The organism is Sphingomonas sp. S-NIH.Pt3_0716, from assembly GCF_003950715.1.
Classification (GTDB): Bacteria; Pseudomonadota; Alphaproteobacteria; order Sphingomonadales; family Sphingomonadaceae; genus Sphingobium; species Sphingobium yanoikuyae_A.
Genome location: NZ_QLJK01000015.1, coordinates 13,847 through 38,245 on the forward strand (window position 1 = coordinate 13,847; position 24,399 = coordinate 38,245).

Below are 24,399 nucleotides of genomic sequence, written 5' to 3' on the forward strand. Positions count from 1 at the left end.
AGCGACGGGGACATCCCCTATGCCCGGAGAAGGGGGGGGGGCCTAGCCGAACAGATAGATGTGGATCGGGTTTTTCGGATCGAGCAGCATCTTGGTCGTCAGCGCCAGCGACATGATGATGAGCAATGGCTTGATCAGCTTCGAGCCGAACCGCATGGCAAGGTGCGATCCGATCTGGCCGCCGGTGATCGATCCGACCGCCATGGCCAGGCCCGCGATCCAGATGACATGGCCACCCGCCACCATGGTCAGCAATCCCGCGACATTGGACGCAAAATTGGCGGCCTTGGTCTGGGCGGTGGCGCGCAGCAGCGACAGGCCGCCCAGCGCGATGAAGATGGTGGTGTAGAAGGCGCCGGCGCCCGGTCCGAAGAAGCCGTCATAGAAGCCGACCACGCCGATCATGCCGGACAGGCCCCACATGCCGGCGCGGGCATGGCGATCGGCGTCGCTGAGCTTGGGCGAGAAGGTGAAATAGGCCGCCATTGCGATCAGCAGCGCGGGCATCAGCCCGGCCAGGATCGACGGATCGACCCGTTGCAGCAGCCAGGCGCCACCGATCGACCCGATGAAGGCGGCGATCACCGGCCCCTTGTAGGTCGCAAGGTCCATATGGCCGCGCCGGGCATAGGCGACGCAGGCGCCGAAGGTGCCCAGGCAGCTTTGCAGCTTGTTGGTCGCGACCGCCGGCACTGGCGGTACGCCGGCGGCAAGCAATGCGGGCAGGGCAATGAGGCCGCCCCCGCCCGCCATCGCGTCGATGCAGCCGGCCATGAAGGCGGCGGCCATGAGGAAGGCGATGGTTTCGGGGGAGAGGATCACGCGCGCAACAGCCCTAAATTTCGCAGCCCCAAAGGATGCGAAAGGACTTCGCTGTCAGGCCGGGATGATGATGGGAGGGACGAGCGAAGCCGCTCGTTCCTCAATATGCCCGTGCTATCGCGAATTCGACCGCTTCGGTAAGGGCCGCTTTCGCCTTGCCGGCATCGAACATGCCCAGCGCATCGATCGCGCGCTGGCCATAATGGCGGGCGCGGGCCAGCGTGTCGGCGATCGCGCCGGTCTGGCGCAGCAGCTGCGTGGCGTGGGCCAGATCCTCGTCGCTGATGCGATGGCCCGAGATCGCGGCCTTCCAGAAGGCCTTGTCCTCGTCCGAGCCGCGCGCATAGGCCAGGATCACCGGCAGCGTGACCTTGCCATCGCGGAAATCGTCGCCGGCATCCTTGCCCATGGTGGCGCCGTCCGATTCATAGTCGATCGCGTCGTCGATCAGCTGGAAGGCGATGCCAAGGTTGCGGCCATAGACGTCGAGCGCATGTTCCTCCGCCTCGCTGCGGTCGGCGACCACGGCGGAAATGCGGCAGGCGGCGGCGAACAAAGCGGCGGTCTTGGCGCCGATGATGTCGAGATATTGTTCTTCGCTGGTGTCGATCTTGCGCTGGGCGGTCAGCTGGTTGACCTCGCCTTCGGCGATGATCGCCGATGCGCCCGACAGGATCTTCAGCACCTTGAGCGACTCGGCCTCGACCATCAGCTCGAAGGAGCGGGAGAAGAGGAAGTCGCCGACCAGCACCGAGGCGCTGTTGCCCCAGATGATGTTGGCGGTCTTGCGGCCGCGGCGCAGGCCCGATCCGTCGACGACATCGTCATGCAGCAGCGTGGCGGTGTGGATGAACTCGACCGATGCGGCCAGCTTGTAATGGCGCGATCCGGCATAGCCGACCAGGTCAGCGCAGGCGAGCGTCAGCATCGGCCGCAGTCGCTTGCCGCCGCCGGCGATCAGATGGCCGGCCAGTTCCGGGATCAGCGGGATGCGCGACTGCATCCGGTCCAGGATCACGCTGTTCACCTGGTTCATGCCATCGGCGACGAGCGCCATGATGGGAGCGAGCGAAGGGGCGCTGGTGCGGCCGATCGGGTGGACGTTGCCGGGGGAGGATGCAGTCATGACAAGCGTCCTCTGGCGGGGCAAAAAGCAGATGGCAAGCGGGAATAGCTTGCCTGCGCGGCGCAATGGCGCAAAAAGCGCGCCGGACGATTGATTGACGCATCGCAGTAACGGAAAAGCCACGCCTTTTCCCGCCGCGATGCCCCTGTGGAGAATGCCAGGTGGACGAGACTTTGAAGCGCTATCGCGAGAGCATCGACAATATCGACGCGGCGCTCGTCTTCATGCTGGCGGAGCGGTTCAAGGTCACTCAGGCGGTCGGCGAATATAAGGCGACCCATGACCTGCCGCCGGCCGATCCGGGGCGGGAGGAACGCCAGATTTCGCGCCTGCGCCAGCTCGCGCTCGACGCCAATCTCGATCCCGACTTCACCGAGAAATTCCTGCGCTTCATCATCGATGAGGTGATCCGTCATCACGAGCGGCTGCGGGAGGGATAAGAGGCTTTAATCCTTCGGATAATTTTCATGGCCTGCATTGGGCCAGTGGAAATGCGTGTAGGTCAGCATGGTCGAGAAGCTTTCCGACCGGACCTGATGCCACCAGCCGATCGGGATGAAGAGCAGGTCGCCCGGCGTCAGCCGCACTTCGTAGCGCAGAACGTCGCGGGCGCGCGGGTGTCGAGCCAGCCGCGCCGGATCGGTCAGGTCGCCGACATCGCTGAAGACATGGCGGTTATGCGCCAGCCGATGGGTCTGCGACGGCGGCACCAAAATGACATGCTTGGTGCCCGTCACCTGCGCTAGCAGGTTGTTGGTGAGGTCGAAATGGAGCGGGGTGAACGCGTCCGCGCCGCCGATCCACAACATGCCCGGCGTCGGTGCCAGATAGGCGTCGGGATGGCCAAGGTCGGCCTGTAGCGGCGCGAGGGCCGGGCCATTAGCCGCGCTGTTATAGGCGGTCAGATAGGCGTCATTGCCGCCGTCGCGCACCAGGTCGATGAACTGGCGGAACGGCGCGCGGCGCTTGTGCCGGTCCTTGGCCAGTTCATAGTCGGCGGCCTGCGCGCGGCCGCCCTGATATTCGATTTCCGCCACGCCAATGGCATCGGCCAGATAGTCCGGTGTCCATTTCGCGCGGGCGGGCCAGCCCTCCATCGCCCCCTTGATCAGGACCGGGCGGCCGGGCGCGTAGAAATTATGCAGGAAATCCTCGCCTGACAGCGCGTCGGCGGTCAGCAGGCCGGAGGCATAGGGCGACAGCGCGCGCTGCTGCTCCATGACGTTGAGCAGCCAGTCGCGCCGCTTGAGCGCGAGCGCGCTGTCGTCGCGGGGCGCGGGCACAGGCTTGGGCGGCACATGGGGCGCGGCATTGGCGGACGGCGCGCCAAAGCCGACCTGGCGCAGGGTCATCTGCATCTGCATGTCCGCCGCCTGCGACAGGATCGAGGGAAGCGGCGGGGTGCGGCCAGATTTGCTCATGACCCGCCCTAGCGCGCGATCATGACCGCCATGTTGCAGGATGTGACGAACCTGTGACGGCGCGGTGGCGGTTCAGGCTGGCTCCACCACCTCGGTCCGCTTCGGCTGCGACCGGCCCAGCAGCACGCCGCCCAACGCCAGCGCGAAGCCGGCGATCTGCACCGGGCCGAGCTTCTCGCCGAACAGCAGCCAGGCCTCGACCGCGGCGAGCGGCGGCACCAGCAGGAGGAGCATCGACATGCGCGTCGGTCCCTGGGTGCGCACCAGCCAGACCAGCAGCGACAGGCCGGCCGCCGACAGGCCCAGCACCGACCAACTGAGGCCGATCCACATCATCGGGCTATTGTCCCAGCGCCATTCGCCCACGATCAGGGTGGCGGCGATCGCCACCAGCGCGCCGCCGGCATTCTGCACCGCGCCCGACACCCAGATCGGATCGCCGCCGATCGTGCCGCGTTGGATCAGCGTGCCGCCGGTCATCGCCAGCACCGCGACGATGCCGCCGATCGCGGGAATGAGCGTGATCGCGCCCGCGCCCGACTTGGCGATCGCCGGCATCAGCACGCAGCCGACGCCCAGGATGGCGATGGCAAGGCCGGTCCAGGCGCGCGCGGGCAAGCGCTCGCCCAGGATCGCGACGCTGGCGACCGCGACCATCAGCGGCTGGGTCGCGCCCAGCAGCGACATGATGCCGGCCGGCATGCCATGGCTGACCGCCCACCAGCTGAGCGTGAGGTAAAGGCCGTGCAGCATCGCACCCGCCGCCAGATGCAGCCTCAATTGCCGGCCGCGCGGCCAGGGCTGGCGCCCATGCAGCGCCAGCGCACCCAGAAGTAGCGCCGTCAGGCACAGGCGTGCGGCCAGGATCAGCTCGGGCGCGCCATGGGGCACCATCGCGCGGGCGACGATGAAGCCGGTGGACCAGATCAGGACGAACAACAGGGATGCGATGATGCCGAACATGGCGCAGCCCATGGCCGATGCGCGCGCGCCTGTCGACCCGGCCAAGGGGTTAAAGGATCAGAAGCTGCCGATCGTCGACCCGATCAGGATCACGGCGACCAGCGCTGCAAGCGAGCTGACGATGCCGGCCATGGCGATATCCAGATAGGATTCGCGGTGGGTGACGCCGCTCAGCGCCAGCAGAGTGACGATCGCGCCATTATGCGGCAATATGTCCAGCGTACCGGACCCGATCACCGCCACCCGGTGCATGATGGCGGGATCGGTGCCGGTCTGCGCCGCAATCTCCATATAGGTCGGCCCCAGCGCCTCCAGCGCGATGGTGAGCCCGCCCGATGCCGATCCGGTGAGCGCAGCGAGCAGGTTGGTCGCCACCGCCAGCGACACCAGCGGCCCGCCGCCCATGCCCAGCACCCAGTCACGGATCATGTGGAAGGCGGGCAGCGCGGCGATCACCGCGCCGAAGCCGACCAGGCTCGCCACGCTGATGATCGGCAGCACGGCGGCGTTGGCGCCCGAATCGATGCTGTCGCGCAGGCTGACGAGGCGGCCCCGGTTGCACAGGATGATGGCGAGCGTCGCGATCATGAGTGCTGCCGTCACCGACCATATGCCCGCAACCGCGCCCAGGCTGGTGCTGCCCCACAGCGGCTCCGCCAGGAAGGGCGCATCCCAGGTCGGGAACAGCCAGAGCGAGAGGATGAGGTTGCAGCCGATCATCACCCCGATCGGCAGGAAGGCGATGGCGAGCGAGGGGCGGTCGTCGGTGGGTGCCCCTTTGTCCATCTCTGCGGGGTCGAAGGTGGAGGCCGTCGTCGTATGCTCGCGCATCCGCGCGCTGTCGACCGGCACGGCCGGGGACAGGCTCGGGTCATAGCCCTCCTGCCGGGCGGCGGCTGACCCTTGTGCTCGCAGCAGCCAGCCCAGCCCCACCGCCAGCATGATGATCGCGGCGATCAGGCCGAGGCCCGGCGCGGCATAGATGGAGGTGCCGAAGAAGGGCATGGGAATGACATTCTGGATCGCGGGCGTGCCGGGCAGGGCGGTCATGGTGAAGGTCGATGTGCCCAGGATGATGGTCGCGGGCACCAGCCGCCGGGGGATATTGCCGGCGCGGAACAGCGCCTGCGCCATCGGCACCAGCACGAAGAAGGCGACGAACAGGCTGACCCCGCCATAGGTCAGGATCGCGCCGGCCAGCACCACCGCCATGATCGCGCGGCTGGACCCCAGCCAGCCGATCATGGCATCGGCAATGGTGCGCACCGATCCGCTGTCGTTCATCAGTTTGGCGAAGATCGCGCCGAGCAGGAAGAGCGGGAAAAATTGGGCGAGGAAGCCCGCGGCGGCGACCATGAATATCTGGGTCCAGCTCGCCAGCATCGGATAGCCCGAAAAGCTGGCGGCGATCATCGCCAGCGCCGGGGCGAGGAACAGGACGCTCCAGCCGCGATAGGCCATGGCGATCAGCGCGCCGAGCGCGACCAATATGCCTAGGAAGCTCAATGCCTCAGACATGGGCGAGCAGCGCGTCGATATCGAGCGTCGATTCCCGGCCGATCGCCTGGCCATGATCCTTCAGGAAATCGTCCGCCGCCTTGCGCCCGATCTTCTTGAGCTTCCACAGGAAAGCCCATTCCGCGTTCAGCTTGGACGAATGGCCGAATTGCAGCATGTCGGCGCTGGCGATGCGGTGGATGCGCATCTTCGCCCATTTCTCGCCCTCGCCATGGCCGGGGTCGGCAACCTGGCGCAGCAGCGCCATCATCCGGATTTCCTGCAACAGCACGGCGTTGAAGGAAATCTCGTTCAACCGGCTGGCAATGTCGCGCGCGGCATAGAGGTCGGTGGCGCGCTCGACCGGGTTCACCTGGATCAGGATGGTGTCGTCCGAATCGCAGTCGCGCACCAGCGGCGTCAGCGTCGGATTGCCCGAATAGCCGCCGTCCCAATAGGCCTCGCCATCGATCTCGACCGCGTGGAACATGGTCGGCAGGCAGGCGGAGGCGAGCAGAACGTCGGGGGTGATCTCCGCATTGCGGAACACGCGGGCCTGGCCGGTGCGCACGCTGGTCGCGGTGATGAACAGGCGGATCGGGCTGGCGGCAAGATGGTCGAAATCGACGCATTCGTTGAGGATGTCGGTCAGCGGGTTGAACCCGCCCGGATTGAGATCATAGGGCGAGCAGAGCCGCGCCATCAGGTCCATGCCGACATAGAGTGGCGAATAATCGAGCGTCCAGCGGCCGAGCGCTATGTCGAGCGGACTGCGGCGGAACGGGCTGAACATTGCCCCGTCCGACACCTTGCTCCAGAAGCGGGTGAGGGCGCGGCGGGCGCCCGGCGCGCCGCCATGGGCATAGCCGCTGGCCAGCACGGCCGCGTTCATCGCCCCGGCCGACGTGCCCGATATGCCGTCGATCCGCAGCCAGGGTTCCTCCAGCAGGCGGTCGAGTACGCCCCAGGTGAAGGCGCCATGGGCGCCGCCGCCCTGCAGGGCCAGGTCGATCAGGCGGCTTTCCGGTGCGGCAGTCGGATCGGGCATCGGGCACCTCGCGCTTGGCGGGGATGCCCCGCTGTCGGAGTTTGTTGCGATGCAGCATGGGACCATTGCGGCCCGCCAATGTCAACGCCTTGCGCGTTGCACAAACCTCATTCCCGGCCCGCGCGGATCGCCGCGCCGCCCGCGATCGGCGTGATCGCGACCAGCAGCAGCGAGGCGGCGCCGAGGAATTTGAACGCGGCGCCGCTGCCGTCGCCCAATGTGCCCGCGCCAAAGATCAGCAGCGGCACTGCCAGCGGCAGGGCGAGCAGGCCCGCCAGCGCGCCCGACGAGCGCAGTCCGGCGGTCAGCGTCGCCACCAGCAGGCCGAGCGCGGCGAGCGCGGGCGTGCCGATCAGCAGCCCGGCCTCCAGCGTCAGGATCGTCGCGTCGTCCAGCTTCAGCAGCGCGGCGGCGGGCAGGGCGGCGATCATCAGCGGCGGGCCGAAACCCAGCCAATGGGCAATCAGCCGGGCGATCACCACCATCTCCTCGCTGATGCCGCGCAGCGCGATCTGGTCCAGGATGCCGGCGTCGCGATCGGGGGCGACCAGCCGATCGACCGGCAGCAGGCTGGCGAGCAGCGCCGCGATCCACAGCATGCCGCCGCCGGTGCGGGCGAGCAGGGCGGCGTCGGGTCCGACAGCAAAGGGGTAGAGGCTGGCGACCAGCAACAGGAAGGCGACCGGCAGCCACAGCCCGGCCGAGCGCCAGGCCTGTCCCAGGTCGCGGGCGACGAGCAGGGCGATCAGTCGCATGACGCCTCCTGCGCCGGGTCCGGCACATGGGCGGCCATGGCGATCCGCACCGGATCGGTCAGCGGCAAAGGCTGGTGCGAGGCGGCGACGACGATGCCGCCGGCCGCCAGATGGTCCGCCACCGCCGCGCCGAGCAGCGCGACCGACGCATCGTCCAGGCCATTGGCCGGTTCGTCGAGCAGCCAGATATCCGCGCCGCTGGCGATCACGCGGGCGAGCATGGCGCGCTTGCGCTGGCCGGTGGAAAGCATGCGGACGGGCACGTCGCGCAAGGGGGCGAGCGCCATGGCGTGGAGCGCGCGGTCGAGCGCGGCGTCATCGGCCCGATCGAGCTTCGCCCAGAAGCCGAGTGCGCGGTGGAGCGGCAATTCCATGTCGAGCGCCAGCCGCTCGTCGGCCAGCGCGACGCCGCCCTGGCGGTCGATCGTCCCGGCATAGGCGGGCAGCAATCCGGCGCACTGGCGCAGCAGGCTCGACTTGCCGATGCCGTTGGCGCCGTGCAGCAAGGCGCTGCCGCCGGCCGCCAGCACCAGGTCGACGCCGGCAAAGAGCAGGCGTCCGCCGCGCAGACAGGCCAGGCCCGACAGGCGCAGCGCCGCGCCGCTCATGGGGCGACCATATCCTCCAGCACATGCATGTCGATGTCCGACAGGCCGAAATGATGGCCGATTTCATGCACCACGACATGGGTGATGAGCGCTTCGAGCGGCACGCCGGTTTCGACCCATTCGTCGAGCAGCGGGCGGCGGAAAAGATGCACGGTCGGCGGCAGGTCGCCGGTCTGCGCCTCCTGCCCGAAGGGACGGCCGCTATAGAGGCCGGTCAGGCCGAACGGATCGTCAATCTCCATCTCCTTCAGGATATCGGCGTCGGCAAAATCCTCGACCAGCATCACGACATTGGAGAGATAGGAACGAAAGGGCTCGGGCAGGCGGCTCAGGGCCTCCAGCGCGAGTGTCTCGATTTCCTGTGGGGTAGGGGCGAAGCGGAACGATTGACCAGTGTCAGGCATGGCTGTCACATAGGCGAAAGAAATAACGCAGGATAGAGAAATGCTTGCCAGACTGAACGAAACGGAACGGGCGATCGCGCTGGCGGATTTGCCCGAATGGACGGCGGTCACCGAACCGGACGGGATTGCGCGCAGCTTCGCCTTTCCCGACTTCGTCGCCGCCTTCGGCTTCATGACGCGCGTCGCGCTGCTGGCGGAAAAGGCGGACCATCATCCCGAATGGTCCAACGTCTATAACCGCGTCGAAATCACGCTCACCACCCATGATGCCGGCGGCCTGTCGCAACGGGACATCGATCTGGCGAAGGGGATAGAGGCGCTGCTGCGCTGATGCTTGACGCGGCATCGTCCGGCCGATAATCGCCCCGGCAACATCAAGAGTCGGGCCAACGTCCGACACCAACCTGCTCCCCGAGCAAGGTGGTGCCCCTCGCCAAGAGGGGGATGTGGCCGGACCGGCAATCCAACGGGACATGCAGCCACGACGACGTTGATCCGATGCTTGGTCACACACCAGCAGACGGAAGCATGACGTGCCCATTTCCACACAGCAATTTGCCAGCGACAATTATGCCGGGGCCTGCCCCGAGGCGCTCGACGCGATGCTCGCGGCGAACAGCGGATCGGCGACGGCCTATGGCGAGGATGAATGGACGCAGCGCGCGGCGGACAATTTCCGCACCCTGTTCGGCGGCGATGCGGAGGTCTTCTTCGTCTTCAACGGCACCGCCGCCAATTCGCTGGCGCTCGCGGCGCTGTGCCAATCCTATCATAGCGTCATCTGTTCGGCGGCCGCCCATGTCGAGACCGACGAATGCGGCGCGCCCGAATTCTTCTCCAACGGGTCGAAGCTGCTTGCCGCGCCCTCGGTCGATGGCAAGCTGACGCCCGACGCGATCCGGCAGCTCGCGACCAGCCGGTCCGACATCCATTTCCCCAAGCCGCGCGTCGTCACCATCACCCAGCCGACCGAGACCGGCCTTGTCTACACGGTCGAGGAAGTGCGCGCGATTTCCGCCGTGTGCCGCGAACTGGGGCTGAAACTGCATATGGACGGCGCGCGCTTTGCCCATGCCTGCGCCAGCCTGGGCTGCGATCCGGCGGAGATCAGCTGGAAGGCGGGCGTCGACGTGCTCTGCTTTGGCGGCACCAAGAATGGCATGGCCGTGGGCGAGGCGGTGATCTTCTTCGATCGCGCGCTGGCGCAGGATTTCGACTATCGCTGCAAGCAGGCGGGGCAATTGGCGTCGAAGATGCGCTTCCTGTCAGCGCCCTGGATCGGCCTGCTGGAAAGCGGTGCCTGGCTGCGCAACGCGCGCCACGGCAATGATTGCGCGCGCCGGCTGGCGGCGGCGATCGCCGACTTGCCCGATGTCAGCCCGATCTTCCCGGTGGAGGCCAATGCGTTGTTCCTGTCCGCCCCCGCGCCGGTGCTGGACGCGCTGCGCGCGCGCGGCTGGCGCTTCTACACCTTCATCGGCGGCGGCGCGCGATTCATGTTCGCCTGGGATGCGCAGGTGGAGCGGGTCGACGAACTGGCCCGCGACATCAGGGAAGCCTGCCTGGCGGTCGCCGCCTGACCACAAGCTGATCCGAATAGGCGCAAGGGCATGGGCGCGCTGGCGCGGGTGCGCGTTTGCCCATGTCCTTGTTACGATATCGAAATGTCATCATGCAGCGGGGTAGGATAGCGGGATGATCCGTTGAGGATGCTCCAAAGCGGATGATCTTGCCTGGTCCAGCCAATTGAAAAGAGGCGCTGATCCGGGCCTTTATCACGCCGCTGGCACAGGGGCCGGTGCGTGGACGGAGGCTGTCATGAAGAGGATCGGATGGTTGCTGCTGGGCGTCATGGCGCCGCAGCCGGGGCAGGCGCAGGAGGCGGCACCGATGGCCGAAGCGCGGGCGGCGATCGAGACCGCCGATCTGGCCGCGCTGCCGCCGGAGGTGCGCGCTGCGATCGGCCGGGCCTATTGGGTGTCGGAAATCCTGCAGATACGGGGCGTCGAGAAGGTGCCGGGCCAGACGCTGGCGGTCGACGAATTGATCTTCAAGCCTGATGGCATGATCGAGTTTACCGGCCAGCATCCTTGGGTGCTGCTGTTCGCCAAGCGGATGCGGATCGAGGATCCACAGTCCTTGCTGGGTATCCGACGGAATACCGCGCTGCTGGCCGGGCCGAAGGGCCAGGCGGGACAGACCGGTACACACGGTGCCCGTGGCAATCGTCGCGGCTCTGACGGTGAGCCGGGACGGCCGGGGGGACGCGGCACCAATGGCGGACCGGGCGCGACAGCACGGGTGCCCGATCTTTATATCGTGGCCGGCCGGCTGGAGGCGACGGCCACGGGGAGCCCGCTCAGTCAGGTGCGCATGAACATCGATTTTCGTGGTGTGCCGGGTGGCCCCGGTGGTGCAGGCGGCAGCGGTGGAACCGGCGGTCATGGCGGTGATGGGCGTGATGGCAGGGCGGAGATGGGAATTTGCAGTCGCGGGGCAGGCAATGGGGGTGACGGCGGGCGTGGTGGCCCAGGGGGCAATGGCGGCGCGGGGGCCAATGGTGGCGATGGCGGCGCGGTCTATGTCATCGGCCCGGCCGCGGTGACCGACATCTTCACCGCAGGAGACATCCTGACCGGCGGCGGGGCTGGCGGACGCGGCGGGGCGGCAGGGCCGGGTGGCCAGGGTGGTGCGCGGGGATCACGCGGATCTCAGCCAGGGACATGTGATGGCGCGCATCCGGGCGATGTCGGCGCGACGGGGCCGCGTGGCAAAGTCGGGCCTGGCGCACAGCCCGGCGTTCGGGGCCGTGTCTTCGCTGTCAGGATTGGCGGGCTGGATATGCTACAGGCGCCGCCCTCACCCTGATGTCGCTCAGGGTTCCTCGCCCTCGATCCGGGCGTCATAGCTGCTCAGTGCGCTGATGACGTCCGGCATCTTTTCGTAGCGCTTGCGCAGCAAGGCCAGCTTCGCGTCGGTGCCGGAGCAGAGTTCGGCGACGCTTTCCTCGATATAGGCGCGCCGTTCCGCATCATAGGGTTCCTCGCCGCGAAAATGGTCGCAGCTGTCGCGGTCGACCATGAAGGCGGTGACTTCGCGCGGGAAGGGGGCGGGCTGGGCTGCATTGCTGGACGGCGGCAGGTCGAGCGAATTGGTCGGGCCGGGCGGGCCGACGGTGACGATCGGCGCCGGGCGCGAGGGCAGGACGGCGGGGGGAGCGGGCGGCGGCGGATCGGGCTGGACGACGGCAACGGCCACCTGCTGCGGCGTGCTGACCGGGGCGGCCTGTGCGCTGTCATCGGACGAGCCCTTGCAGCCGGTGACGAGCACCAGCGCCAGCATCATCGGAAACAGCTTCAAACGCCCCTTCACCCGATTTCCTCCCGCAGTCCGGCGATCAGATCCGCAACATGCGGCAAGCGCGACTCTTCCTCGTCGAGGATCGCCAGAAACGCCGCCCGCCTATAGTTGCGCAACGCCCCTTCGGGAAGACGGGTTGGGGCAGGAATTGCGGAAATTACGATATCCAGCAGACGCTCCACCCCATGGAGCCTGCCCCACAGATAGTCATTCTCCCGATAGACCCGGCTGAAGAAGGCGCCAAAATTGTTGAATTCTATGCCTTTTAGCGTGGCGTTGGCGCCGCCGGTGCGGATGGCGGTGCAATCTTCGGGCGAAATCCGGTCGACCTTTATCGGATCATATTCATCGACAGCGTCACCCTGAAGCAACGGTAAGGTCGCGATGTCGGAGAAGGGGAAACCGAGATAGGCCAGCAACATGGTGCGGCGGCCGGCCTTGGGCAGGTTGGCGAGCGCCTCGGCCAGCAGCATGTCGGCCGCCTCGTCGCGGGCGCGCAGGCCGCGCGCCTGCGCCATCGCCTCCAGCGCGGCACCGGCGTCGGTCGGCACCTGCGCCGCGGCGGCGCGGACATGATCATTGTAGAAATCATTGCCCTCGCATTCGGTGTAGAGGGCGAGCGCGCGATAGATGGCGTCGTGCATCGCCTGCACCGCTTCGCTGTCGGCATCGGCCTCCAGTTCCAGCGTCTCGGCCAGCCGCCGGGCCAGGAAACGCAGGCGGCGGATGCGGAAGGCCAGGTCATGGGTGCGGAAGAACAGGACGGGCGCGGCGGCGGAACCGGCATCCTCGGTCAACTGGTCGGCGCCGATCGCGCGCACCTGCTTCCAGATCGCCTGGCGATAGGCTTCGCGCATCATCGGCGCATCTTCGCCGCTCAACTGGAACAGACGCGCGGCCAGATCCTCGACGATGCCCGACAGCTTGAGATGGGCATAAGCGGGGAAGGCGAAACCGGCCGAGGCGGCGGCACGCTGCTGCGCCTTGCCGCGCCAGGCCGACAGGCGCGCCGGCGTCGGCCGGTCGAGGAACAGCATGCGGCCGATCGCCCCCTCCACCTCCGCCTCGATGCCGGGGCGCAGCGCCTGGATGATCCGGCCCATGCGGCGGATGCGGGCGGAATGGCGGTCGATCGCCTCCAGATTGTCGCGGATCGGCTGTTCGCGCGGAATGTCCGACAGCGCGCCGAAGATGGTGCGGAAAAAGCCGGGCAGCGGCGCATTCTCGCCGATCGGCGCTGCTTCCTCCTCGCCCTCGCGGTTGAGGTGGATCGATCGGTGGCCGGGCTTGGGATCGATATAGACGAAGCGGCGGTCGACCTCGCGCCGCGACGGCCGGTTCTTGAGCGCGCCGATCGCCTGGGCGAAGGGGGCGTTGGCCAGCACCGATCCGTCGATCAGCACCGCGTCCTCCGCCTCGCCCCGTGCCGCCCGGCGCGGCAGCACGCGCGCCAGGAAGGCGTCGCGGCCGGGCCAGGCGCGGTGGCGGCGCTTCAATACCCGGTCCAACTCGCGCACGGTGAAGGGCGGAAAGGCGCCGGGGAAGCTGGCGGTGGCGCGCGCGGCAAAGACCAACTCGGCCGGATCGGCAAAGCCGCTGGCGCTGCCGCCGCGTCCGCGAAAGCCGATCGACAGCCGATGTTCGGTCTCGATCACCTGGGGCGGGCTGTTGAGGCTCAGGCTCTGCACATGGCCGTCGAAATCGGTGACGGTGACGAACAGGTCGAGCGGATGGCCGTCGGGCAGCAGCGACGGGCCGGCCGGCGTGGCCGCCATCGCGTCGAACGCATCGAGCAGCATGGTCGAGAATATTTCCCCGCCAAAGGGCGGCTCGAACCAGCGCGAACGGATGAAGCGCGACAATTTCATCCGCACCTCTTCGCGCGTGTCGGGCGCCACCGTGCGCTCGACCGCGTCGCCGGGGCGGCGCGCGGCCATCCACACCAGCGGCGTCGCCCAGAATTTGGTCAGTGCGCGGGCGGGGCGGGCATCGGGATCGAGCAGTTCGTCGACATCGGCATTATCGAGCCACAGCGCAGTGAGTGGCTCCAGCGACTGGCCGGTCTCGATCGCCTGGGCCAGGAAGATGCCGTTGATGCCGCCCGCGCTGGCGCCGGCGATGATGTCGGGCAGTATGCGCAGCCGCGTGCCGCTCGCCGCCTCGATATCGGCGAGCAGCCGATGATAGACCGCCTCGCTCGCCCCCTGCGGCGCCACCCCGTCATGAAAAGCCCGGCTCGCCCGCGTCAGGTGCCAGATTTCCTTGGTGATGCCGTGCATGTAGACGGCCAGGCTGATCCCGCCATAACAGACGAGCGCGAGGCGTAATTCCTTCTCCCTCATGGGGATAGGGATCGCAAAGCCAGGCCGCCTTGTCGAGAGGCGGAATGTCCCACCCCCTGTCCGAAAGCGGGAAGGAGGAGTTGGATGGGTGGCTAAGCAACGGCCTGTTTTTTTACCGTCATCGCCGCGCAGGCGGGGATCCATCTCCCCAGCGTCGGACCAGATGCAAGGTCAGGGGATGGATTCCCGCCTACGCGGGAATGACAAAATGGGGTGGATTGCGGAATGGCGGGTTTAGGGCAAAATTACCTGATAGCCGACATCGCTATTTTGCTAGACTGTCATTAGCCTCTTTCACGATTTCCGCTTCCATATCTTCGGTATTCGTATTCGTGTAGGCTTCCATTCTCCAGCGGCCGTCGAGATAATGTTGGCCCACAGCCGCTTCGAGAAACGTCACAATCTCTTGCAACTCAATTTCAGTAAATTCCCAGTTGAGATGATCTTCATACGCCTGTTGGTAAACCGCTCGTCGCTTCTCATACGCAGCTTTAAGTGCCTTGAACCTAATCTCAAATCCACCGGATAGGCTCTCAGTCAGAGTTTCGCCAGAAGGAGCGCCCCACAGTGGGCCACCGGGCATGGCGTAACGCTCAAGGAAACTGCCAGTGTCGAGTTGATCTTGAAGGCCTATGGCTCGCATAAACCTCTTGATCAGTTGGAGTTTCGAGGCGCTAGGCGCTCTTTCAATCTGCGCTGACGGGGCTGTTTGCGAGCGCATGCGTTCGGCTCCAAATGCATTAGTTGGCACGGTGATTACCGCGATTAAAGCAAGCAGGAATGTCTTCATAAGAGTATCGTGCCAGAGCCGGTTATCGGCCGCAAATGGTCGTCTTCAGACCCTCTGCCGTCCCCCCAACACGCGCCGCATTCACCCGACCCGTAACTCCGCCCAGATCGGCAGATGGTCCGACGCCTTGCGCGCGGCGGCGCTTTCGTGGACGCCGCTGTCGACCAGGCGGATGCGACCGCAATGCATGATCCGGTCGAGCCGGGCGACCGGGCGGCGGGCGTGGAAGCTGCGGCCGCAGGGCGCGAAGCTGTAATGGCGGGCAAAGTCGGCGAGGCAACCGCGCTCGGCGCTCCATTCGTTGAGGTCGCCCATCAGCACCGTCGGCAGCGCGTGACCCTGCGCCGCGGCATGGATCACCGCCGCCGCCTGCTTGCGCCGCCACAGCCCTGACAGGTCGAGATGCATGCCGAACACGCGCAGGGTCGCGCCCTTGATCGCGACCTCCGCCATGGTCGCGCCGCGCGGCTCCAGGCAGGGCAGGTGCAGCACGTCATAGGCGGCGACCTCCGCCTCCTTGCGGACGATGATGGCATTGCCGTGCCAGCCCATGCTGTCGGTCTGGACATTGAGCGGCACCGGCTTGTAGCCGCTCTGGCGGTCGAGCAGCAGCGGCGGGATCGCGGCATAGCGTATACCGAAGCGCCGGTCGGCCTCCTGCAGCGCGATGATGTCGGCATCCACTTCGTTGAGCACGTCGATCACCCGCTCGGGTGAACGGCGGCGGTCGGTGCCGATGGCCTTGCGGATATTATAGCTGGCGACGCGGATCGTGGCGGACATCCTCCTTCAATGCGCCAGCCGCGCGGGGGTTTCCAGCCTCGATGCAAGATCGCGTTTGTGTTCCTTTTATGTTCTGTTATGCGTGGACCATGGCCAAGGCAAAGCGCAAATTCGTCTGTCAACAATGCGGCACCGTTTCCGGCCGGTGGCAGGGGCAGTGCGATGACTGCGGCGAGTGGAACAGCATCGTCGAGGAAGCGGCCGAAACCGTCTTTTCCGCCAAGCATGACCTGCAGGGCGGCGGCCGGGCGATCACACTCATCGGCCTCGACAGCAAGGTGGAACTGCCCGCGCGCACCAGCACCGGCATTGCCGAGTTCGACCGGGCGCTGGGCGGCGGCATCGTGCCGGGGTCGGCCACGCTGATCGGCGGTGATCCGGGCATCGGCAAGTCGACCCTGTTGCTGCAGGCGGCGGCACGGGTCGCCTCGCGCGGGCTGACCGTCGCCTATATCAGCGGCGAGGAAGCGTCGGACCAGGTGCGGCTGCGCGCCCAGCGGCTGGGCCTGGGGAATGCGCCGGTGCAACTGGCGAGCGCGACATCGGTGCGCGATATCCTCACGACGCTCAGCGACGGCGTGCCGCCCGCATTGCTCATCATCGATTCGATCCAGACCATGCACAGCGACCTGATCGAGGGCGCGCCCGGCACCGTCAGCCAGGTGCGCGCGTCGAGCCAGGAACTGATCAAATTCGCCAAGCAGCGCGGCACCGCCCTGATCCTGGTCGGCCATGTCACCAAGGATGGCAGCATCGCGGGCCCGCGCGTGCTGGAGCATATGGTCGACACGGTGCTGGCGTTCGAGGGGGAGCGCAGCCACCAATATCGCATCCTGCGCGCGATCAAGAATCGCTTTGGCGGCACCGACGAGATCGGCGTCTTCTCGATGGTCGCCGAAGGGCTGGAGGAGGTCGCCAACCCGTCCGCCCTGTTCCTCACCAATCGCGACGAGACGGTGACGGGCGCCACCGTCTTCCCCGCGCTTGAAGGGACGCGGCCGGTGCTGGTCGAGATCCAGGCGCTGGTGGTGCGGCTGTCGAGCGGGGCAACGCCCCGGCGCGCGGTGGTCGGCTGGGACAGCGGCCGGCTGGCGATGATCCTCGCCGTGCTGGAGGCGCGCTGCGGGCTCAGTTTCTCGACCTGCGAAGTCTATCTCAATGTCGCGGGCGGCTATCGCCTGTCCGATCCGGCGGCCGACCTGGCCGTCGCCGCCGCTTTGATGTCGGCCTTGTCTGAACGGCCGGTGCCCGCCGATGTCGTGCTGTTTGGCGAGATTGCGCTGTCGAGCGAGATCAGGCCGGTCTCGCATACGCCGCTCAGGCTCCGGGAATCGGCGAAACTGGGCTTCAACCGCGCCTTCGTGCCGGCGTCGGGCGCGGACGGGGTGAAGGGGATTTCGGTCAGCGGCTTCCGCACGCTTGCACAGCTGGTTGACCAGATGCTCGGGCGCGGATAGCCAGCGCGGCATGAACGCCGTCGATATCCTTGTCCTCCTCCTCATCGGCGGTTGCGCCATATTCGGCCTGCTGCGCGGGTTCGTGACCGAAACCCTGTCGCTGATCGCCTGGGTCGCGGGCATCTTCGCGATCAGCCTGTTCCATGCCTCGGTCACCGAATTGCTGACCAGCTTCGTCGGCAGCGAGAGCGGGGCGGCGGTATTGGCCTTCTTCCTGATCTTCGCCGTCACCTTTGGCGCGGGCAAGCTGCTCGCCCGCGCGATCGGCCAGCGCACCCGCCAGTCGGTGCTCGGCCCGATCGACCGGGTGCTGGGCGGCGGCTTCGGTGCGATCAAGGGCCTGATCGGCGCGACCCTGGTCTTCCTCGCCTTCTCCCTCGTCTACGACACATTCTACGGCAGCGGCGCACGCCGCCCCGACTGGCTGTCCGACGCCCGCACCTATCCGCTGCTCAACGCCAGCGGCAAGGCGATCAGCGAATTTGTCGACGAACAGCGCGCGCAGAAACCGGCGGAGTCCGATCCGGCGGCGTGACCGGGTTGGATGGCTTACGGCCATCCCATCATCGTCACCCTGAAACAAGTTCAGGGTGACGATGATGGGATGGGCGGTTCTTGATCGAAACTCGATCCGTCAATCCCGCATGCCGCTGTCCTACAGCTCTGCCCCTGTTCTAAGCTGGGGCATGACGCTGCCGCTCATCCTGCCTCCGCTATCCATGCAACTGGCGCGCGACGGGTGCGTCGCTGTCGCTGTGCAGGTGCGCGGGTGGGGCCTTGTCGGCGCGCGCCGGGCGCGTCTGCCGAACCTGCCATGGCGCGTTACCGGCGCGTGGGCGGTGCATCATGGGGGCGAAGCAGGTGCAAATGCCCCGAAAAGGCCGTTTACACTATGAACTTCGGTCGTGACCCGCGCGGACTCGTGTCCTTGGGCGGGCTACAGCCAGCCCTTGGCGCGATAGACTTCGACCGTGGCCTTGAGCCCTTCCTCGGTCGGGATCTGCGGCGTCCACAGCCGCTTGGGCGGCTGCTTGCGCTTGGCGACGACCCAGTCGGGATGGCAGAAATAATCGACCCGGTCGGGGGTCAGCTTGGCGTTGCGGCCGCGCACCAGCCGGTCGAGCCGGGCGGCGGTCGCCAGCAGCCATTGCGGCGTCGCGAAGGTGCGGACATTGCGACCCACGGCCCGGCCGATCGCCTGGCCGAATTCCTGATGGTCCCAGCCGCCGGGCGTCGCATCGTCCGCCTCATAGGTACGGGTCTGGCTCTGTTCCTTTTCGCAGGCGAGCGTCAGCAGCAGGCGGGACAGATCGGCGACATGGATCACCGACAGCCGGCCGCCGGGCGGCAGCAGCATGATGCCGCGCTTGGCCATGCGGAACAGTTCCAGCATTTCCTGGTCATTGGGGCCATAGATGGCGGGCGGGCGCACGATCGTCCAGTCGAGGCCGCTGGCCTTCACATGGCGTTCGGCCAGTTCCTTCGACCAGCCATAGTCCGACATGCCCGGCTCGCGCGCGGCGAGCGAGGAGACATGGACAAGTCGGCGCACGCCGCGTTTGCGCATGGCGTCGACCACCGCCATCGTGCCGCGCGCATTGCCCGCCTCGAACCCCTCGCGGTCGGGCGCGTTCACCACGCCCGCGATATGGATCACGGCGTCGGCGTCGCGCACCAGCGTGTCGAGCGCGGCGGTATCGTCGAGCGAACCGGGCACCCATTTGAGATGGGCGCGGGGTGGCTGGGCCCGGCGGGTGAGGGCGTTGACCTGGAGACCGGCGGCCAGCGCCTGATCGAGCGTTTCGGCGCCGACGAAACCCGTCGCGCCGGTCATGGCAATTCTAAGGGACATAATAGGTCAGACCATCGCCATATGATCGCGATGGACCAGCACGGAACGGGACATTTCGCCAAGCAGGGCGGGGATATCCTCGCTGCGGCGGCCGGCGATCTTCGCGGCGGCCTCGCTGTCATATTCGGTGAGGCCACGGGCGATCACCCGGCCGTCCTGATTGAGAATGTCGACCACGTCGCCGCGCGCGAACACACCCTCGACCCGCGCGACGCCGGCCGGCAACAGGCTGTTGCCCTTGCCCAGAGCGGCTTCGGCGCCGGCATCGACGATGATCCGGCCGAGCACGGTGAGGCGGCCCGAGAGCCAGCCCTTGCGCGCACCCTGGCTTTCGGCGGCGAGGAAGATGGAGCCGCGGCCGCCATTGGCCCAATGGCTGAGCGGGGCGTCGACCTTGCCCGAGATGATGGCGAGATGGGCGCCGGCGCCGGTGGCAATCTGTGCCGCCTGGATTTTCGACACCATGCCGCCCGATCCCATGCCCGAAGCCGAACCGGTGTCGGCCATGGCGGCAATGCGCGCGTCGATGCGCTCTATCCTCTCGATCAGCATGGCATTCGCATCGGCGTGCGGGTTGGCGGTGTAAAGCCCGTCCACGTCCGACAGCAGCACAACCGCGTCGGCCCGTGCCGCCTGTCCGATGCGCGCCGCGAGCCGATCATTGTCGCCAAAGCGGATTTCCGCCGTGGCGACGCTGTCATTCTCGTTCACCACCGGCACGACGTCGAGCGCCATCAGCCGCTCCAGCGTGGCCGAGGCGTTGAGATAGCGGCGGCGATGCTCCAGATCGTCGAGCGTCACCAGCATCTGCGCGGCGGTAATGCCCTTTTCATGCAGCAGGCTGGCCCAGCATTGCGACAGGGCGATCTGACCGGTGGCGGCCGCCGCCTGCGCATCCTCCAGGCTGCCGCGCCCGCCCTTGGGCAGCTTCAGCCGGCGCGCGCCCAGCGCGATCGCGCCCGACGACACGATGATGACCTGCTGCCCGGCCGCCTTGCGCGCGGCGACATCGGCCACCAGCGTGCGCAGCCAGTCGACGCGCACTTCCCCTGCCGGATCGACCAGCAGCGCCGACCCGATCTTGATGACCAGGCGGCGGACCAGGACAGGGGGAAAGCCGGACAGGGCGTTCGTGGCCACTTTTACAACAACATCCGTTCGGTTCTAGCCCTTCGACGACGCCTGCGGCGTCGCTCAGGACAGGCTTTGTCGAGAACCTCGCGCGCAGTTCTCGACAAGCTCGAACCGAACGGAGATAAGTCTATTGATGCCTTAGATCGGCGACCAGGTGGCTTCGCCGTCGCTATCGTCGGCGTCGTCCTCTTCACGATCCTCGTCGAGCATTTCCAGCACGGCGTCGAGCAACGGGGTGACGCCTTCGCCGGTCGCGCCGGAGATGATGAAGACATCTTCCACGCCGGCCTGCTCGCGCAGCTGCTCGGCAATGTCTTCCATCAGTTCCTGGCCCAGCAGGTCGCCCTTGTTGAGCACCACGATCTGCGGCTTTTCGTCCAGCCCGCCGCCATAGGCAGCCAGTTCGTCGGTGACGATGCGGAAGGCTTCGACCGGGTCGTCGCCGGTCGCGTCGATCAGGTGCAGCAGCACGCGGCAGCGTTCGATATGGCCCAGGAACCGGTCGCCAATGCCCGCGCCCTCGGCCGCGCCCGCGATCAGGCCGGGAATATCGGCCAGCACGAATTCGCGATCACGGTGCAGCACCACGCCAAGCTGCGGCTTGGTGGTGGTGAAGGCGTAGGCGCCGACCTTCGCCTTGGTGTTCGTCACCTGGTTGATCAGGGTCGACTTGCCGGCGTTCGGCATGCCGACCAGGCCGACATCGGCCAGCAGCTTGAGGCGCAGCCAGACCCACATTTCCTGGCCCGGCCAGCCGGTGCCATGCTGGCGCGGCGCCCGGTTGGTGCTGGTCTTGTAGGACAGGTTGCCGCGGCCGCCGTCGCCGCCGCGCAGGAAGCTCACACGCTGCCCGACCTCGGTGAAGTCGGCCAGGATTTCCTGTTCCTCATATTCGGGATAGCCGTCCTCGTCCTCGGTCCCCTCGATCGGCTGGGGATCGGACAGGATCTGGGTGCCGACCGGCACCTTGACGATCAGGTCGTTGCCGCCGGCGCCATAACGGTTCTTGCCCATGCCGGGCATGCCGCGCTGCGCCTTGAAATGCTGGGTGTAGCGGAAGTCGATCAGCGTGTTGAGGCCGGCCACGGCCTCGAAGATGATGTCGCCGCCCTTGCCGCCATTGCCGCCGTCCGGGCCGCCATATTCGACATATTTTTCACGCCGAAAGCTGACCGCGCCGGGACCGCCCCAGCCGGACTTGATATAGATTTTTGCTTGATCGAGAAAATGCATGGCGCGCCCATAGCGTCTTCTTGGGCAAAATTAAACCTTAGCTTGCGACACTTTCGCCGTCGCCGTCAACCGGGCTTCTTCGGTCAGGGCGGAGACCAGGCTGCGGGCCGCCAGTTCGCGCGCTTTCTCGCGATTGAGGCCCAGCGCAGCGGCCATCGGGCCGCCCATCTGCGAATCGCCCAGCGCCAGCAGGACCAGCATCAGCGTGTTGTCGCGGATCACCTCGGCCAGTTGCGGGCGCAGCGCGGTGGCGGCGAGCTTGTCGACCAGCCGGTGAATCGCGTCCACCACCGGGTCGAGCGCATCCTCATTGCCCGACGCCAGCATCCAGCTGGCCAGCGCGCCGGCGCCGCCTGCGTCAAATGCGTCGAAGGTCATGTCGACGATCCGCCGGGGTTCGACCTCGCCGCGCCGGGCAGCGTTCACCGCGTCGCCGATCGTGGCGGTGATGGCGTCGGCCAGATAGCCGGCGAGCGCCTTCTGCAGGCCGGCGGCCGATCCGAAATGATGGAGCAGATTGGCGTGGGTGCGGCCGATGCGATTGCCCACCGCCTTCAGCGTCACGGCCTGCGGCCCTGCTTCCAGCAGCAGGTCGCGGGCGGCTTCCAGCGCGATCAGGCGACTTTCGTCGGGGCTGAGGCGCGAGCGCTTGAGGGGGATCGGTTCGGGCAACGTGCCTTGCCCATGACACAGGGACCGGGGGAAGGCCATAGTCATGTGCGGCGTCGCTTGACCGGCCCCTGCGCGGCCGCCCATAGATTGGCGATGACCGATGCACCGATCCTCACCACCGACCGCCTGATCCTGCGCCCGCATCGGGTGGAGGATTATCCCGCCTGCCAGGCGCTATGGGCCGATCCGGACGTGGTGCGCTTCATCGGCGGCGCGGCGCTCGATGCGCAGGCGGTCTGGTTCCGCATCCTGCGCTATGCCGGCATGTGGGCGCTGCTCGGCTATGGCATGTGGGCGATCGAGGATCGCGCCAATGGCGAATTGCTGGGCGAGGCCGGGCTGCTCAGCGCGGCGCGGGGGCTGGCCGAACTGGACGGCGTGCCGGAGGCGGGCTGGGTGCTGGGGCCGGCCGCCTGGGGGCGCGGCATCGCGACCGAGGCGATGGCGGCGATCTTTGCCTGGACCGATGCGCATCTGGCGGCGCCGTCGATCCGCTGCATCATCGCGCCCGACAATGGCGGGTCGATCAAGGTGGCGGAGAAACTCGGCTTTGCCGCGCTCGCCGAAGTCGATTTCCATGGCGCGCCGACCCGTGTCTTCGATCGGTCCCGTCAGGGGTGAGACGCGGGCGCCCTGATCGGCGCCCGCGCACATCAGTCAAGCGGCAAGCGCCGGCAGCGCGTCGCCATATAGGTCCAGGGCAAAGTCCACGCTCATGCGGGCGGCCTCGCCCTCGTCGAAGACCAGGCAGTCGGCCTCGGCCCCGCGGGCGGGGCTGTAGCGCCGCTCGACCGTGCCATTGGCGCGAAAACCGATCTTGCGCAGGACATGGCCCGACGCGCGATTGTCGGCGAAATGGACGGCGCGGACTGCCGGCAGATTATGCGCGCGGGCGATGCTCATGACGGCGCGGGCCGCCTCCGTGGCGAAGCCCAGGCCCCAATAGGGGCGGGCGATCCAGTAACCTAGTTCCGGCGTGCCATCCTCGGCCTCATGGATGCCGCAGCCGCCCACCAGGCGCGGTGCGCCCTGGGTGCGGGTGAAGGCCAGCAGGCGCGGCATGCGCGAATCCTGCGGCAGTGCCAGGAAGGCTTCGGCATCGGCCAGGCCATAGGGGGCGGGTGCGCGGCTCAGATTGCGCAGGACCGCATCATTGCCGATGGCCAGGGCCAGGGCGGGGGCATCTTCCATCCAGCCTGGCCGCAGCAGCAGGCGGGGGGTACGGGCGAACATTCACGTCTCTCCTCTTCGTGCGCGCCAAATAGCTGCCAATCATGACGGCTTGACGACGGTCTTCTCTGGCTGAGCCCCGCCCGCACGACGCGCGAGAAGGCCAGTAGTTCCAGAGGTTTGAGGGAAATCGGGAGGAGTGCCCGGTGATGTTCGTCAGAACGGAAAAAGGGCGCTCCCTGTGAAGGGGCGCCCTTTTTTCCCTCGATCCCGATCGACGCACTTATGTGCGCAACCGATCAGGCGGGACGTCCCTTTTGCGAAGGACGACCCGTCATCGATCGTCCGTTATTCGGCTGCCGCGGCTACCGCGTCGACCGATACATATTTGCGGCCGAGCTTGCCGTCGTGGAACACGACGCGACCTTCGCCCAGGGCGAAGAGGGTGTGATCCTTGCCCATGCCGACGTTACGGCCGGGATATACGCGGGTGCCGCGCTGGCGAATGATGATGTTGCCGCCGATCACTTCCTGACCGCCGAACTTCTTCACGCCAAGGCGCTTCGACTCAGAATCGCGACCGTTACGCGACGAACCGCCAGCTTTCTTATGTGCCATGACCTAAACTCCTTATCTAAGCTGCGCTCAGGCGATCGACACGATCTTGAGGATCGTGTGATTCTGGCGGTGGCCGTTCTTGCGGCGATAGTTGTGACGACGACGCTTCTTGAAGACGATGACCTTTTCGCCCTTCGCCTGCGCAATGATTTCGGCTGCGACGGTCAGCTTGGCTGCGTCCTTCAGGTCGCCGCCTTCGCCGGCCAGCAGGACGTCGTCCAGCGTAACCTTGTCGCCGGCTTCGCCAGCGAGCTTTTCAACGACGATCTTATCTCCGGCGGCGACGCGATACTGCTTGCCGCCCGTGCGCACGATAGCGAACATGGCTTGGTCTCTTCTCGTTC

27 protein-coding genes and 1 riboswitch are annotated in these 24,399 nt (G+C 66.9%); of the genes, 7 read left to right on the forward strand and 20 right to left on the reverse strand.

The window, feature by feature from the left end; translation table 11 throughout:
* Positions 1-42: 42 nt before the first annotated feature.
* Both BRX37_RS13450 and BRX37_RS13455 read right to left on the reverse strand, forming a co-directional pair.
* Positions 43-822 carry a TSUP family transporter gene (locus BRX37_RS13450; RefSeq protein ID WP_125987567.1) on the reverse strand — a complete coding sequence of 260 codons (780 nt, stop codon included), beginning with the start codon at positions 820-822 and terminating at the stop codon, positions 43-45.
* 100 nt (positions 823-922) lie between these two features.
* Positions 923-1,948, reverse strand: coding sequence for a polyprenyl synthetase family protein (locus tag BRX37_RS13455; RefSeq protein WP_004207933.1), 1,026 nt, complete (start codon positions 1,946-1,948; stop codon positions 923-925).
* 161 nt (positions 1,949-2,109) lie between these two features.
* Here BRX37_RS13455 and BRX37_RS13460 point away from each other — a divergent pair, with 161 nt between their 5' ends.
* Entirely contained in the window at positions 2,110-2,388 is a 279-nt protein-coding gene (locus tag BRX37_RS13460; RefSeq protein ID WP_004207932.1) for a chorismate mutase, read from the forward strand.
* Positions 2,389-2,394: 6 nt separating this feature from the next.
* Here the strand turns inward: BRX37_RS13460 and BRX37_RS13465 are convergent, their stop codons facing one another.
* From BRX37_RS13465 to BRX37_RS13495, 7 genes are all read right to left on the reverse strand, one after another.
* Entirely contained in the window at positions 2,395-3,369 is a 975-nt protein-coding gene (locus BRX37_RS13465; protein WP_125987569.1) for a cupin-like domain-containing protein, read from the reverse strand.
* 72 nt (positions 3,370-3,441) lie between these two features.
* Entirely contained in the window at positions 3,442-4,344 is a 903-nt protein-coding gene (locus tag BRX37_RS13470; RefSeq protein WP_125987672.1) for a DMT family transporter, read from the reverse strand.
* 45 nt (positions 4,345-4,389) lie between these two features.
* Positions 4,390-5,850: a GntP family permease gene (locus BRX37_RS13475; RefSeq protein WP_125987571.1), complete on the reverse strand. Its 1,461-nt coding sequence runs from the start codon at positions 5,848-5,850 to the stop codon at positions 4,390-4,392.
* Positions 5,843-6,877: a patatin-like phospholipase family protein gene (locus tag BRX37_RS13480; protein ID WP_125987573.1), complete on the reverse strand. Its 1,035-nt coding sequence runs from the start codon at positions 6,875-6,877 to the stop codon at positions 5,843-5,845. Before BRX37_RS13480 ends, BRX37_RS13475 begins: the two co-directional genes overlap by 8 nt.
* 107 nt (positions 6,878-6,984) lie before the next feature.
* The gene (locus BRX37_RS13485; RefSeq protein ID WP_125987575.1) at positions 6,985-7,632 is read right to left on the reverse strand and encodes a heme exporter protein CcmB; all 648 of its coding nucleotides are present in this window, start codon (positions 7,630-7,632) and stop codon (positions 6,985-6,987) included.
* Positions 7,623-8,240, reverse strand: coding sequence for a heme ABC exporter ATP-binding protein CcmA (gene ccmA, locus BRX37_RS13490; RefSeq protein ID WP_125987577.1), 618 nt, complete (start codon positions 8,238-8,240; stop codon positions 7,623-7,625). The genes BRX37_RS13485 and ccmA overlap by 10 nt, the downstream gene beginning before the upstream one ends.
* On the reverse strand, positions 8,237-8,644 hold the full coding sequence (locus BRX37_RS13495; protein WP_004207924.1) for a metallopeptidase family protein: 408 nt from the start codon (positions 8,642-8,644) through the stop codon (positions 8,237-8,239). Before BRX37_RS13495 ends, ccmA begins: the two co-directional genes overlap by 4 nt.
* Before the next feature lie 40 nt (positions 8,645-8,684).
* On the opposite strand from BRX37_RS13495, the gene BRX37_RS13500 reads away from it, so the two are divergent.
* The 3 genes from BRX37_RS13500 to BRX37_RS26730 all read left to right on the forward strand — a co-directional run bounded on the left by BRX37_RS13500 (position 8,685) and on the right by BRX37_RS26730 (position 11,512).
* Positions 8,685-8,975 carry a 4a-hydroxytetrahydrobiopterin dehydratase gene (locus tag BRX37_RS13500; protein WP_125987579.1) on the forward strand — a complete coding sequence of 97 codons (291 nt, stop codon included), beginning with the start codon at positions 8,685-8,687 and terminating at the stop codon, positions 8,973-8,975.
* Between the two features lie 35 nt (positions 8,976-9,010).
* Positions 9,011-9,120: riboswitch (SAM-I-IV-variant riboswitch) on the forward strand.
* Positions 9,121-9,177: 57 nt separating this feature from the next.
* Positions 9,178-10,224, forward strand: coding sequence for a threonine aldolase family protein (locus BRX37_RS13505; protein WP_017501772.1), 1,047 nt, complete (start codon positions 9,178-9,180; stop codon positions 10,222-10,224).
* Positions 10,225-10,462: 238 nt separating this feature from the next.
* Positions 10,463-11,512 carry a hypothetical protein gene (locus BRX37_RS26730; RefSeq protein WP_164522458.1) on the forward strand — a complete coding sequence of 350 codons (1,050 nt, stop codon included), beginning with the start codon at positions 10,463-10,465 and terminating at the stop codon, positions 11,510-11,512.
* A gap of 6 nt (positions 11,513-11,518) precedes the next feature.
* On the opposite strand, the gene BRX37_RS13515 is transcribed toward BRX37_RS26730, so the two are convergent.
* The 4 genes from BRX37_RS13515 to BRX37_RS13530 form a co-directional block, all read right to left on the reverse strand.
* Positions 11,519-12,016, reverse strand: a complete 498-nt coding sequence (locus tag BRX37_RS13515) for a hypothetical protein (RefSeq protein WP_037512401.1) — start codon at positions 12,014-12,016, stop codon at positions 11,519-11,521.
* Positions 12,013-14,346 (reverse strand): patatin-like protein, encoded by a 2,334-nt coding sequence (locus tag BRX37_RS13520; RefSeq protein WP_125987583.1) that lies wholly within the window; start codon positions 14,344-14,346, stop codon positions 12,013-12,015. Before BRX37_RS13520 ends, BRX37_RS13515 begins: the two co-directional genes overlap by 4 nt.
* A gap of 265 nt (positions 14,347-14,611) precedes the next feature.
* Positions 14,612-15,136 (reverse strand): DUF2059 domain-containing protein, encoded by a 525-nt coding sequence (locus tag BRX37_RS13525; RefSeq protein ID WP_125987585.1) that lies wholly within the window; start codon positions 15,134-15,136, stop codon positions 14,612-14,614.
* 81 nt (positions 15,137-15,217) lie between these two features.
* Entirely contained in the window at positions 15,218-15,919 is a 702-nt protein-coding gene (locus BRX37_RS13530; protein WP_037512403.1) for an endonuclease/exonuclease/phosphatase family protein, read from the reverse strand.
* A gap of 89 nt (positions 15,920-16,008) precedes the next feature.
* Between BRX37_RS13530 and radA the strand changes: the two genes are divergently transcribed.
* Positions 16,009-17,376 carry a DNA repair protein RadA gene (radA, locus tag BRX37_RS13535; RefSeq protein ID WP_048937564.1) on the forward strand — a complete coding sequence of 456 codons (1,368 nt, stop codon included), beginning with the start codon at positions 16,009-16,011 and terminating at the stop codon, positions 17,374-17,376.
* A gap of 10 nt (positions 17,377-17,386) precedes the next feature.
* Positions 17,387-17,911, forward strand: coding sequence for a CvpA family protein (locus BRX37_RS13540; protein ID WP_037512407.1), 525 nt, complete (start codon positions 17,387-17,389; stop codon positions 17,909-17,911).
* A 402-nt stretch (positions 17,912-18,313) separates the two neighbouring features.
* Here the strand turns inward: BRX37_RS13540 and BRX37_RS13545 are convergent, their stop codons facing one another.
* The 4 genes from BRX37_RS13545 to BRX37_RS13560 form a co-directional block, all read right to left on the reverse strand.
* Positions 18,314-19,210: an NAD-dependent epimerase/dehydratase family protein gene (locus tag BRX37_RS13545; RefSeq protein ID WP_125987586.1), complete on the reverse strand. Its 897-nt coding sequence runs from the start codon at positions 19,208-19,210 to the stop codon at positions 18,314-18,316.
* A 24-nt stretch (positions 19,211-19,234) separates the two neighbouring features.
* On the reverse strand, positions 19,235-20,368 hold the full coding sequence (gene proB, locus BRX37_RS13550; RefSeq protein WP_125987588.1) for a glutamate 5-kinase: 1,134 nt from the start codon (positions 20,366-20,368) through the stop codon (positions 19,235-19,237).
* Positions 20,369-20,500: 132 nt separating this feature from the next.
* Positions 20,501-21,595, reverse strand: coding sequence for a GTPase ObgE (gene obgE, locus BRX37_RS13555; RefSeq protein ID WP_004207911.1), 1,095 nt, complete (start codon positions 21,593-21,595; stop codon positions 20,501-20,503).
* 30 nt (positions 21,596-21,625) lie between these two features.
* Positions 21,626-22,306: a TetR/AcrR family transcriptional regulator gene (locus BRX37_RS13560; protein ID WP_037524789.1), complete on the reverse strand. Its 681-nt coding sequence runs from the start codon at positions 22,304-22,306 to the stop codon at positions 21,626-21,628.
* Positions 22,307-22,360: 54 nt separating this feature from the next.
* Between BRX37_RS13560 and BRX37_RS13565 the strand changes: the two genes are divergently transcribed.
* Positions 22,361-22,888 carry a GNAT family N-acetyltransferase gene (locus tag BRX37_RS13565; RefSeq protein WP_125987590.1) on the forward strand — a complete coding sequence of 176 codons (528 nt, stop codon included), beginning with the start codon at positions 22,361-22,363 and terminating at the stop codon, positions 22,886-22,888.
* Between the two features lie 36 nt (positions 22,889-22,924).
* Here the strand turns inward: BRX37_RS13565 and BRX37_RS13570 are convergent, their stop codons facing one another.
* From BRX37_RS13570 to rplU, 3 genes are all read right to left on the reverse strand, one after another.
* Complete coding sequence (locus BRX37_RS13570; RefSeq protein WP_125987592.1) at positions 22,925-23,500, reverse strand: GNAT family N-acetyltransferase; 576 nt, start codon at positions 23,498-23,500, stop codon at positions 22,925-22,927.
* Positions 23,501-23,785: 285 nt separating this feature from the next.
* Positions 23,786-24,055: a 50S ribosomal protein L27 gene (rpmA, locus tag BRX37_RS13575; RefSeq protein WP_004207902.1), complete on the reverse strand. Its 270-nt coding sequence runs from the start codon at positions 24,053-24,055 to the stop codon at positions 23,786-23,788.
* Between the two features lie 27 nt (positions 24,056-24,082).
* Positions 24,083-24,379, reverse strand: a complete 297-nt coding sequence (gene rplU, locus BRX37_RS13580) for a 50S ribosomal protein L21 (RefSeq protein ID WP_004207901.1) — start codon at positions 24,377-24,379, stop codon at positions 24,083-24,085.
* Positions 24,380-24,399 lie beyond the last annotated feature (20 nt).

Excerpts from the sequence above, each read along its gene's own strand:
- obgE (WP_004207911.1), bottom strand. The coding sequence starts at position 21,595 with ATGCATTTTCTCGATCAAGCAAAAATCTATATCAAGTCCGGCTGGGGC.
- BRX37_RS13560 (WP_037524789.1), bottom strand. The coding sequence starts at position 22,306 with ATGGCCTTCCCCCGGTCCCTGTGTCATGGGCAAGGCACGTTGCCCGAA.
- rplU (WP_004207901.1), bottom strand. The coding sequence starts at position 24,379 with ATGTTCGCTATCGTGCGCACGGGCGGCAAGCAGTATCGCGTCGCCGCC.
- BRX37_RS13540 (WP_037512407.1), top strand. The coding sequence starts at position 17,387 with ATGAACGCCGTCGATATCCTTGTCCTCCTCCTCATCGGCGGTTGCGCC.
- BRX37_RS13470 (WP_125987672.1), bottom strand. The coding sequence starts at position 4,344 with ATGGGCTGCGCCATGTTCGGCATCATCGCATCCCTGTTGTTCGTCCTG.
- BRX37_RS13500 (WP_125987579.1), top strand. The coding sequence starts at position 8,685 with ATGCTTGCCAGACTGAACGAAACGGAACGGGCGATCGCGCTGGCGGAT.
- BRX37_RS13455 (WP_004207933.1), bottom strand. The coding sequence starts at position 1,948 with ATGACTGCATCCTCCCCCGGCAACGTCCACCCGATCGGCCGCACCAGC.
- BRX37_RS13520 (WP_125987583.1), bottom strand. The coding sequence starts at position 14,346 with ATGAGGGAGAAGGAATTACGCCTCGCGCTCGTCTGTTATGGCGGGATC.
- rpmA (WP_004207902.1), bottom strand. The coding sequence starts at position 24,055 with ATGGCACATAAGAAAGCTGGCGGTTCGTCGCGTAACGGTCGCGATTCT.
- radA (WP_048937564.1), top strand. The coding sequence starts at position 16,009 with ATGGCCAAGGCAAAGCGCAAATTCGTCTGTCAACAATGCGGCACCGTT.
- BRX37_RS13545 (WP_125987586.1), bottom strand. The coding sequence starts at position 19,210 with ATGACCGGCGCGACGGGTTTCGTCGGCGCCGAAACGCTCGATCAGGCG.
- BRX37_RS13570 (WP_125987592.1), bottom strand. The coding sequence starts at position 23,500 with ATGTTCGCCCGTACCCCCCGCCTGCTGCTGCGGCCAGGCTGGATGGAA.
- BRX37_RS13475 (WP_125987571.1), bottom strand. The coding sequence starts at position 5,850 with ATGTCTGAGGCATTGAGCTTCCTAGGCATATTGGTCGCGCTCGGCGCG.
- BRX37_RS13530 (WP_037512403.1), bottom strand. The coding sequence starts at position 15,919 with ATGTCCGCCACGATCCGCGTCGCCAGCTATAATATCCGCAAGGCCATC.
- BRX37_RS26730 (WP_164522458.1), top strand. The coding sequence starts at position 10,463 with ATGAAGAGGATCGGATGGTTGCTGCTGGGCGTCATGGCGCCGCAGCCG.
- BRX37_RS13525 (WP_125987585.1), bottom strand. The coding sequence starts at position 15,136 with ATGAAGACATTCCTGCTTGCTTTAATCGCGGTAATCACCGTGCCAACT.
- BRX37_RS13495 (WP_004207924.1), bottom strand. The coding sequence starts at position 8,644 with ATGCCTGACACTGGTCAATCGTTCCGCTTCGCCCCTACCCCACAGGAA.
- BRX37_RS13465 (WP_125987569.1), bottom strand. The coding sequence starts at position 3,369 with ATGAGCAAATCTGGCCGCACCCCGCCGCTTCCCTCGATCCTGTCGCAG.
- BRX37_RS13480 (WP_125987573.1), bottom strand. The coding sequence starts at position 6,877 with ATGCCCGATCCGACTGCCGCACCGGAAAGCCGCCTGATCGACCTGGCC.
- BRX37_RS13565 (WP_125987590.1), top strand. The coding sequence starts at position 22,361 with ATGACCGATGCACCGATCCTCACCACCGACCGCCTGATCCTGCGCCCG.
- BRX37_RS13485 (WP_125987575.1), bottom strand. The coding sequence starts at position 7,632 with ATGCGACTGATCGCCCTGCTCGTCGCCCGCGACCTGGGACAGGCCTGG.
- ccmA (WP_125987577.1), bottom strand. The coding sequence starts at position 8,240 with ATGAGCGGCGCGGCGCTGCGCCTGTCGGGCCTGGCCTGTCTGCGCGGC.